This is a genomic window from Streptomyces echinoruber (genome assembly GCF_014651135.1).
Lineage (GTDB): Bacteria > Actinomycetota > Actinomycetes > Streptomycetales > Streptomycetaceae > Streptomyces > Streptomyces echinoruber.
Window position 1 is genome coordinate 21508 of the sequence record NZ_BMWH01000047.1, and the last position, 9553, is coordinate 31060.

The following is a 9553-nucleotide window of genomic DNA, read 5'->3' on the forward strand; positions in this document are numbered from 1 at the left end:
CCATGCAGCGAAACGTCCAGATCCCCGGTCGCTTCATCGACGTTCAGGTCCTGCAGAGCATCCCGTACGCCAACCTCAACCGCGACGACACCAATTCGGTCAAAACCGCACAGTGGGGTGACCGGGAGCGGACCCGCGTCAGCAGCCAGAGCTGGAAGCGCGCCATCCGCCGGTACGTCGAGCACCTCATCGGGGACAAGGCCCTGCGCACCCGCCGCATCGGCGAAGCCGTCGAGCACATGCTGCGCGAGGAGCGCGGCTGGCCCGCGGACCTGGCCCGCCGCGCCGGCCAGCACATCGCCACCGGCAGCAGCATCAAGGCGGACCCCCCGACCAAGGAGGACCCGGCGTGGACCACCAACGCGATGGTCTACGTCCCCGCCTCCGCCGTCTCCGAACTCGCCGACCTGGCCGAGGAACACCGCGCCGACATCGAGAAGGCGTCCGACATGAAGAGGGGCGTCACCAGCGTCCTGCCCAAGGACGAGATCGATCAGATCCTGCGGTCCCGCAACGGCATCATCAACCTCCTCGGCCGCATGCTGGCCGAAGTCGGCGACGCCGGCGTGGACGGCGCCGTCCAGGTCGCCCACGCCCTGACCACCCACGGCACCGACATCGAGGTCGACTACTTCGCCGCCGTCGACGACATCACCGACGCCTGGCGCGACTCCAGTGGCAGCGCCCACATGGGCAACAGCACCTACAGCGCCGGCGTCTTCTACCGCTACGCCACCATCGACCTCGACGACCTGCTGCACAACCTCGGCGGCGACCTCACCGCCGCCCGCGAACTGACCGCCGCCTTCATCGAGGCCTTCCTGCTGTCGGTGCCGCAGGCCAAGAAGAATTCCACCGCCCCCCACACCATCCCCGACCTGGTCCACCTCGCCGTACGCACCGACCGCCCCGTCTCCTACGCCGCCGCCTTCGAAAAGCCCGTCACCGCCGACCGCGACGGAGGATTCGCCGCCCCCTCCCGCAAGGCCCTGGCCGACTACGCCGTCGCAGCCCGCAAACTCCTGGGCGGCCGCGGCCTGCTCAAGGCCGGATGGGCCTGCTGGGACGACGACGACCTTCCCGGCCTCGGCGAGCGCTACGGCTCCTTCCCCGACCTCATCGGCGCCACCGTGGACGCCGCCCTGGGAGGGCAGCGGGCGTGACCACCCCCCACTCCCACGGCGACCACCGACACAGCGCGGGACTGCTCCTGCACCTGTCCGGCCCGCTGCAGTCCTGGGGAGAACGCAGCCGCTTCACCCAGCGCGACACCGCACGCTTCCCCACCCGCTCCGGCCTCATCGGCCTCCTCGCAGCCGCCCTCGGCCGACGACGCGGCCAGCCCGTCGACGACCTCGCACGCCTGTCGCTGACCGTACGGGTCGACCGTCCCGGCGTACTGCTGCGCGACTACCACACCGTCGGCGGCGGCCTGCCGGCCAAGGCCACGGTCACCACCGCCGAGGGCGGCAAGCGCAAGGCGGAAGCCGCCACGCTCGTCTCCGACCGCTACTACCTGGCAGACGCCGCCTTCACCGCGGCCCTCACCAGCGACGACACCGCTCTGCTGCACCAGTGTGCCGAGGCCCTGCGCAGCCCCACCTGGCCGCTCTACCTCGGCCGCCGCTCCTGCCCGCCCACCCCGCCCCTCCTGATCGGCGACCGACCCGTCGCCCAACCCCTCACCCACCTCGTCCACCTCCCCCTGGCCGCACCACCGCCACGGGACCCCAAGGAGGCGGCAGAGCCCATCGCCTTCTACAGCGATCAGCCCCTCGACACGCTCGCCCTCCACAGCCACCCCGCACCGGTGGGCGCGCACGGCGGCCGCATCCCCACCGGGGAAATCACCGACGACCCCGTCGACCTCGCCCCGCACCGCCGCGCCTACCGCGCCCGCCCCCTCTACCAGCGCACCCTCGCCCTGCCCGCACACCAGCACGCCGGCTACGGCGCCGACTACCTCCAAGCCCTGGCCGCCTACCTGCACCAGCACGTCGCCGACTTCGACCAGGAGGCCGTCACTCCATGACCACCCTCTGGCTCACCCGCGTCATGCCCGACCTGCGCAACCGGCAGGCACGCGCCGACCTCGCCAGCGCCGTCAACCTGCACCACCGCGTGATGAAGCTCTACCCCGACGGCATCGGCGACCAGGCCCGCAAGCAACTCGGCGTCCTCTTCCGCAGCGAGGACGGCCCCCGCGGCCCCCAGCTGCTCATCCAAAGCCGCGTACGCCCCGACCTCGGCAAACTGCCCACCAACTACGGAACCGCCGAGACCAAACCCCTCACCCCGCTGCTCGAAGCCCTCCGCCCCGGTCTGTTCGTCCGCTACCGCATCGCCGCCAACGCCATCCGCAAACCGGGCAAGACCACCCGCGCCCTCTACCACCTCAACTCCGTCATCCCCCTCACCGGCGCCGCCGCCGAGGAATGGTGGATCCGCCAGGCCGAGAACGCCGGCCTGAAGATCCACTCCGTGCACAGCACCCCCCTCGACACCGCCCGCGGCACCTCCACCCGCGGCCGGCAACCGGACGCCCGCACCCGGCAGACCGTCGTCCACGCACGCACCCGCTTCGAAGGCACCGCCCTGATCCAGGACGCCGACCTGCTGCGCCAGCGTCTTGCCGACGGCATCGGCAAAGGCAAGGCCTACGGATGCGGCCTGCTCACCCTCGCCCCCACCCAGCACCTGTCATGACCATCCGCAACACCCCACCGGCGGCCTCCTCCGCCCGCCGCAGACTGGCCGCGCCCACCGTCGCCATGCTGCCCCGCGTCGCGGACTCCCTCTCCTTCCTCTACCTCGACGTCGTCCGCATCCTGCAGGACGACACCGGAGTCTGCGCCCAGATCACCACCGAGCGCCGCGGCACCGAACTGGTCTACCTGCCCACCGCAGCCCTCAGCTGCGTCCTCCTCGGCCCCGGCACCTCCATCACCGCCCGCGCCCTGACCACCCTGGCCCGCCACGGCACCACCGTCCTGGCCACCGGCTCCGGCGGCGTGCGCTGCTACGCCGCCATCACCCCGGATTCCCTCAGCACCCGCTGGCTCGAACACCAAGCCCGCGCCTGGGCCGACGACACCCAGCGCCTCAACGTCGCCACCCGCATGTACGAACAACGCTTCGGTCCCGGCAGCGCACCCTCCGGCGCCACCCTCGCCCAACTGCGCGGCATGGAAGGCCAACGCGTCAAAGCCCTCTACCGCCTCCTCGCCCAGCAGCACCGCATCGGCCGCTTCCGCCGCTCCTACGACCCCGCCTCCTGGGACACCCAGGACCCGGTCAACCTCGCCCTCTCCGCCGCCAACACCTGCCTCTACGGCATCGTCCACGCCGCCATCCTCGCCCTGGGCTGCAGCCCCGCCCTCGGCTTCATCCACAGCGGCAACCAGCAAGCCTTCGTCTACGACATCGCCGACCTGTACAAAGCCGAACTCACCATCCCCCTGGCCTTCAGCCTCCACGACGCCCCCGACCCCGAAGCACAAGCCCGCCGCAGCTTCCGCGACGGACTACGCCTGTTCAAGCTCATGCCGCGCATCACCACCGACATCCAGCGCCTCCTCGCCCCCGACGAACCCGTCACCACCCCCGACCCGGACGAAGAACTCGTCGACCTGTGGGACCCCGTCTCCGGCCCCATCGCCGGCGGCACCAACTACGGCACGGACGCCCCGTGAAGCCGACACCGGGACTCAAGACGCCCCACCCAGGACCGCCATGGCCTCCATGATCACCATCTCCGTCACCGCCGTCCCCGACCACGTCCGCGGCGCCCTCACCCGCTGGCTCCTCGAAGTCACCCCACACCTGTACGTCGGCACCGTCTCCGCCCGCGTCCGCGACGAACTGTGGCAAGCCGTCTCCGGCTGCATCACCGACGGAGTCGGCGTCCTCGTCTACCCCGCGGACAACGAACAGGGCTTCGAACTACGCACCACAGGACCCCAACGCCGCCACCCCGTGGACTTCGACGGCCTCACCCTCATCTCTTTCCACCAAGGCCACAACGCTACGACCCGCCAACCAACCCAAGAAATGGCAAACTGACTACAAAACCCCAGCTCAGGGTGCTCCCCGCGCGAGCGGGGGTGATCCGCCCTGGCTGGCCGAGCCAAGCGCCTGGCCGAGGTGCTCCCCGCGCGAGCGGGGGTGATCCGGCGCGCACGCAGGCTGAGCTGGCGATGTACCCGTGCTCCCCGCGCGAGCGGGGGTGATCCGGTTTGGTTTAGAACTTTAGAAACAAAGGTTTCGTGCTCCCCGCGCGAGCGGGGGTGATCCGCGGTGGGGCTCGACCCCGCACCTGTACACGCCGTGCTCCCCGCGCGAGCGGGGGTGATCCGGCGTGGACAGACGACGGCACCCGCCTGATGCCGTGCTCCCCGCGCGAGCGGGGGTGATCCGCAGCAATGTGCTCAAAGAGCCGGGCAACAGCAGTGCTCCCCGCGCGAGCGGGGGTGATCCGCCGCTGCCGTACAGCCAGTGCAGGGAGTCGCGGTGCTCCCCGCGCGAGCGGGGGTGATCCCCGGCCCGTAGCACCGTCACACTGTCCGCGTACGTGCTCCCCGCGCGAGCGGGGGTGATCCGCGTTCCCCGACTGGACCGGCCAGTGCGGCACCGTGCTCCCCGCGCGAGCGGGGGTGATCCGTGCAAGGGCGCGGGGCAGCCCCCGGCCGGGGAGTGCTCCCCGCGCGAGCGGGGGTGATCCGCTGACCACTCGTCGCAGCGGCGAGGCGTACCTGTGCTCCCCGCGCGAGCGGGGGTGATCCGTCGAGCCCGCTCGTACCGAACGTCTCGGGCTGGTGCTCCCCGCGCGAGCGGGGGTGATCCGCCGTCTCTGGCCCGACCCGCGGCTACTCGAAAGTGCTCCCCGCGCGAGCGGGGGTGATCCGACCGACCGGGGCGTGGTGGCCATCATGGACTCGTGCTCCCCGCGCGAGCGGGGGTGATCCGCTTGACAACGCGAACGTAGGAAACGCAGCGTGGTGCTCCCCGCGCGAGCGGGGGTGATCCGACGGCCGGGGCGCGGTAGCCGCTGACTGATCCGTGCTCCCCGCGCGAGCGGCGGTGATCCGGCCGGCCGCGCCGGACGGCTGTCGCTGTGGGTGTACTCCCCGCGCGAGCGGGGGGACTCGACGATGCCGCAAACGACGGGGTCGGTGAACTGACGCTCCCCGCGCGAGTGCCACCCTAATTGCTTCTGCAACGTGTCGGGTGGGTGTGCCCACGAGTGGGCACACCCACCCGACGGAGCAGGATCGAGGGAGGTTCAGCCGGGTCCAGCAGGGGGCAAAGGTCCGTTTTTTCGCTGAAATCACAGGTGAGAAGCGTCTCATTTCCGGGTTCGACTCCCCTAGGCTCCACGCTCACAGAGCCCCTCTGACCTGCGGAAACGTGGGTCGGGGGGGCTTTTTGTCGCCGTCGTGTGGGCACCGTGTGCGCACCGAGGACCGGTGTCGGTGGCCGAGGGTGTTGCGCTGCCGGGGGCTGAAGCGCGCGGATGTAAGGGTCTCCTGCGTCGTCCGGTGGCGGGCCGGCGGAGTGCGCGGCGGGAAGACGGCACTGCCGCGGGGCAGGCCTGCCGGACGGGCGGCTTCAAGAAGGTTTCGTCGTGGGCGGCGATTCTCTTCGAGCCACAGCTCCTCGAACCACCGTTCGTCGGGACGACCCACTACTCCGGGCAACGGTGTCCGTGCGCCCGCGTTGTGCGGGAAGGAACGGTCGTTGTGGACGGCCGCGGGACCGCGGATGACAGCCGCGGGACCGCGGATGACAAGGGCCGGCGCCTCCCTTCGGTATCTCGAAGTACCGCCGGAAGCACGCCGACGGCGACGGAACGCAGCCGATCAGAGCGTTCTTGGCCAACTGGGCTCTTTCGGGACGGATCGATCGCTATCCTCTTGAGTGCGCTCCAACGGATCGTGCGCGTCAACTCGCCTCACCGGCGGGACGGTTGCCGCAGGGAGAGGCCCCTTGACCCAGCCCACGCCACCGCACTTGAGTGAGGCGACCCGGTTGTTGTGCGTGGGCGTCCATGTGGACGACGCCTACCGCGACGCGGTGCTCGACGCGCTCTACACGAACGACCAGCGCGTGGTCGCGCCCTCGGTCGGTTTCGACGCACGCCGGGTCCTGGTCCACGCCCTGCGCGCCCGGCGCATCGCCGCCGCCTGGGCGGCACTGGTGCTGGCCGTGTGGCTGACCGGGTGCCTGCTGACCAACCTGCTCGTGCTGGCGCTGTTCCCCGGGTGCGCCCTCCTCGCCGCCTGCGGCCGCGCCGCCCGCAGCCGCAGAGGATCGGGCGCGGTGCTGCGCTGGGCCGGCCGTATCACGTTCGGCTTGGGGCTGTACCTCGTCGCGTACGTCGCGCTCGCCGACCCGGCGCAGAGCACCTACGGCTCCGACCCGTACGGATACGGATACGGGTACTACGACGACTCGGCCCTCCTGCCCTGGGACGCGTGGGACGCGCGCCACGGCTGGATCGCCCTGGGCTGCCTGGCGGCGACGGCTTGCTGCGTCCTGTTGCGGCAGCACCACCTCGACCGGGTACTGCGCCGCGACCTCGCTCCGGAGGTGTTCGCCGACCCGGCGCGCGACCCGGCGGAACACGTCACCTCCCCCCGCCTGCAGTGGATCGGCGAACGCATCCGGCGGGAGCAGCACGCGCCTCTGATCCTGTACGACATGGCCGACCCCTTCTGCGGGATGGGCACCCTGCAGGAGGCGTGGACGCTGACGGTGGAGCTGCGGCCCGCGTCGGGCGCCCGCGCCCCGACGCCGTTCGATCCCGGGGAGCCCTTCAGCAACGGCTGGCTCATCGACCACATCAAGACCCAGGTGGCGGCCCTGCGCCACCCGGTACTGCGCGGCTCGTCCGAGACCGCGGGAGTGCGTCTCGACCGGCTCCGTCACATGGAGATCGACGAGTGCGTGTTCCTTCCCGTGGAGGGACTGCTCAGCCGGGACCAGACACCGCACGGCCGGGACGTCTTCGAGGAACACCGGCGCGCGGCCGTGGAGGAGAGCGGCGAGGCGCGTCGCCACTTCCTGCGGGTCCGGGTCGGCGCATGGCGGGAGGAGGTGGTCACGACCGTGTTCGTCCGGGCGCACACCCAGGGCGGGATCGTCACCCTGGAGATCGTTTCCTACGTCCTGAACCCCTTGCGGACCGACTTCCACACCGCGGACCGGGCGGCCCGCCTCCCCGGTCCCGTCGGCCTGCCGAGCCGGATCGGCCGGGCGCTGGTCAGGACGCCGGCCGTGGCCGGTTCCGCCCTGGCCGACGTCTGGCGGACGTTCGCCTGGTTCCTGCTGACGGCCTTCAACGGCGGGGGACGGCGACCACCCCAAGGGCCGGCCGTCTCGGTCCGGGAACTCGGGGCCGAGCGCTACGCCTCGATGTTCCAGGAACTGGACGCCGGGAGGTACATCGCGACCATCCGGGAGCGCGTCGTGCACGCGGTGCGCCTGGCGCTCCTCGAACGCGACTGGGACACCTCCGAACTCGATGCACGGGCGGCGTTCCTGCGCGACAGCGGTGTGCGTGCCGAACGTCTGCGTCTCCCCGATCCCGTGCCCGGCGTCTCCGTGGGACACGGTGACCTTCCGCGGAGAAAACCGGCATGAGCGGGACTATGGCGCCGTGGGACGCCGAGTTGCAGGGATGGCGCGTCGGCCGCAGTCCGGGCGCTGCGGCACGGCCCCGGCGCCCGCGTCGGGTCAGGACGAGACGGTCCTTGTGGTGGCGCCCGCGCGGCGCGGGAGCGGCGCCCGCCGGGGCGGCCATGCCCTGGGACGCGTTGCGGCAGAGCTGGGCACACGACGACGGCCGCGGGGCACGGGTGGCCTCCGAGGTGGCCTGCGAGACGGGCCCCGAGGCGGCCTGCGAGACGGGCCCCGAGGCGGCCTCCGAGGCGGCCTCCGAGGCGGTCCCCGAGTCCGCAGCGGACCGCCGTCGGCCGCACGCTCTGCTGCGGCGTGCGGCGATCCCGCTGTGCGCGCTCGCGGTCCCGGCGGTGCCGGCCGTGCTCGGCCACTGGTGGGCCGGGGGTGTGACCCTGGTGTGGACCACCCTGGTGGTCAGGGGAGTACGAGCCGTGCGGTCCGCGGCGGCCGGGGAACGGGCGGCAGCTCTCGAGAGCGCGCCGTCTCCGGCCGTACCACCACCGGGCCGGGATCAGGATCCCGTGTCCCCCGGCCGGGCCTTCGCCGAGGGAATCGCGCAGGTTCTGGTGTTTCCCGCCTTGTTCTCTTCGAGCGGTGCGCTTCCCGCGACCGAGCCCGGTGACCGGACCGGTCCTGACGGCCCCGTGCCCGAGCCGTCGAGGGAACACAGTCGGCGTTGTGTGGCAGAGGCGCTGTTGCGCGCGCATGCGGAACTCGGTCTGCCGGTGCCGGGGGAGCCCGGTGCCCCGGACAGGAACAGGGACAAGAACAGGGACAGGGGAACGGGGGGTACGCCGTGACAAGTCCGAGCCCCGGTCCCTCGACCCCGGAGGCCGGAGAGGGCGGCGCGGAGGTGCGGCCGCCGGCAGCGGGGGCCTGGGAGCTGCCCTCGGCGGCGGACATCGAGAAGTACGAGCTGATGCTCGGCGGCGGCGCCGCGGAACGCGCGCTCGCCCTCGTCGAGAAGCGGTTCGCGCTGGAAGTCGAGGACCAGTACCAGCGCCGCCTCGACGCCGAACACCGGCGCCGCCTCGACATGATCAACGTCCGCTTCCGGATCGTCGGGGTGCTGGTCGGCTCCAGCGGGTTCGCCGGGTGCCTGTGGATCGCCAAGGACTTCGTGGACCGCGGCGCCACCACACAGGCGGCCGGCCTGCTCGGCGGCATGGCCGCGGCACTCAGCGCGATCTTCCTGGGCACCCGTTCCCGGACACCGCGCTGACCGCTCGTGTCGCATCGATCGACCGCCGGCAGAGACCGCCGGCAGACACCTCCCTGGGGGCCATTGCTCGCCGACGGGTTCTTCGTCAGGGCCCTGGGCTTCGAGCACTGCGCGAACGCCAACAGCACCTGTGCCCGGGAGAAGGTCGGGTAGCGGTCCGTGCTGCGCGGGCGGGAACGATCACGGCTGTTCCCGCCCGTCGTTCAGCCGGTGAACGGCTCCCAGCCGTCCCCGGGCTCGCCGGTGGGCCCCCAGCGCAGGGCGCCGCGGATCAACCCCGGTGCCGGAGGTCCGGCAAGGTCCGGCACGTCGAGGGCGTCCGCCATCTCCTCCAGGTAGGTGGTCAGCGACTCGAATTCGGGATGGCGGTCTCCGTACCGGTCCCAGTACCACAGCTGTCCGCTGTCGGTGTCCAGGCAGAGCCCGATGGCCTGGTCGTGGGCGTTGAACGCGCACACCGGAATCCAGCCCTGTTGCCAGACGTCCTTTCCCATCCGGACGTAGCGGCCGTGCAGTTCGATCGCGCCGTCGAGGGTCATGAGCGCCCAGTTGCCGAGCATGAACTCGGCGCCCCGCTGGTCGCGCACGCCCGCGCACAGGCTCCACAGGGCCTTCAGCCCTCCCCGCAGCCGGACGCCGAAGGCTTCCTCG

The 9553-nt window shown here is 71.8% G+C and carries 8 protein-coding genes and 1 CRISPR repeat array; of the genes, 7 read left to right on the plus strand and 1 reads right to left on the minus strand.

The features are described from left to right. Window positions 1-2 precede the first annotated feature (2 nt). From cas7e to IE225_RS31485, 7 genes are all read left to right on the plus strand, one after another. Window positions 3-1163, plus strand: a complete 1161-nt coding sequence (cas7e, locus tag IE225_RS31455) for a type I-E CRISPR-associated protein Cas7/Cse4/CasC (protein WP_190061073.1) — start codon at window positions 3-5, stop codon at window positions 1161-1163. Continuing rightward, a complete protein-coding gene (cas5e, locus tag IE225_RS31460) occupies window positions 1160-2032 on the plus strand; it encodes a type I-E CRISPR-associated protein Cas5/CasD (RefSeq protein ID WP_229880187.1) in 873 nt (290 codons plus the stop codon). Before cas7e ends, cas5e begins: the two co-directional genes overlap by 4 nt. Further along, the gene (cas6e, locus tag IE225_RS31465) at window positions 2029-2706 is read left to right on the plus strand and encodes a type I-E CRISPR-associated protein Cas6/Cse3/CasE (protein ID WP_190061075.1); all 678 of its coding nucleotides are present in this window, start codon (window positions 2029-2031) and stop codon (window positions 2704-2706) included. The genes cas5e and cas6e overlap by 4 nt, the downstream gene beginning before the upstream one ends. Continuing rightward, a complete protein-coding gene (gene cas1e / locus IE225_RS31470) occupies window positions 2703-3692 on the plus strand; it encodes a type I-E CRISPR-associated endonuclease Cas1e (protein ID WP_229880188.1) in 990 nt (329 codons plus the stop codon). Before cas6e ends, cas1e begins: the two co-directional genes overlap by 4 nt. A gap of 40 nt (window positions 3693-3732) precedes the next feature. Continuing rightward, entirely contained in the window at window positions 3733-4062 is a 330-nt protein-coding gene (cas2e, locus tag IE225_RS31475) for a type I-E CRISPR-associated endoribonuclease Cas2e (RefSeq protein WP_125500799.1), read from the plus strand. Window positions 4063-4082: 20 nt separating this feature from the next. Next, a CRISPR array of direct repeats spans window positions 4083-5087; the repeat unit is 29 nt; unit sequence GTGCTCCCCGCGCGAGCGGGGGTGATCCG. 898 nt (window positions 5088-5985) lie between these two features. Continuing rightward, window positions 5986-7641: an AbeC-like domain-containing protein gene (locus tag IE225_RS31480; RefSeq protein WP_190061076.1), complete on the plus strand. Its 1656-nt coding sequence runs from the start codon at window positions 5986-5988 to the stop codon at window positions 7639-7641. Between the two features lie 835 nt (window positions 7642-8476). Then, window positions 8477-8902, plus strand: a complete 426-nt coding sequence (locus IE225_RS31485) for a hypothetical protein (protein WP_190061077.1) — start codon at window positions 8477-8479, stop codon at window positions 8900-8902. A gap of 203 nt (window positions 8903-9105) precedes the next feature. On the opposite strand, the gene IE225_RS31490 is transcribed toward IE225_RS31485, so the two are convergent. After that, window positions 9106-9553, minus strand: a 448-nt coding sequence (locus IE225_RS31490; protein WP_190061078.1) for an SMI1/KNR4 family protein, incomplete at its 5' end; no start/stop codon positions are given.

Bases quoted from the DNA above. Each gene is read 5' to 3' on its own strand.
- cas7e (WP_190061073.1), top strand. From the start codon at position 3: ATGCAGCGAAACGTCCAGATCCCCGGTCGCTTCATCGACGTTCAGGTC.
- cas6e (WP_190061075.1), top strand. From the start codon at position 2,029: ATGACCACCCTCTGGCTCACCCGCGTCATGCCCGACCTGCGCAACCGG.
- cas1e (WP_229880188.1), top strand. From the start codon at position 2,703: ATGACCATCCGCAACACCCCACCGGCGGCCTCCTCCGCCCGCCGCAGA.
- cas2e (WP_125500799.1), top strand. From the start codon at position 3,733: ATGGCCTCCATGATCACCATCTCCGTCACCGCCGTCCCCGACCACGTC.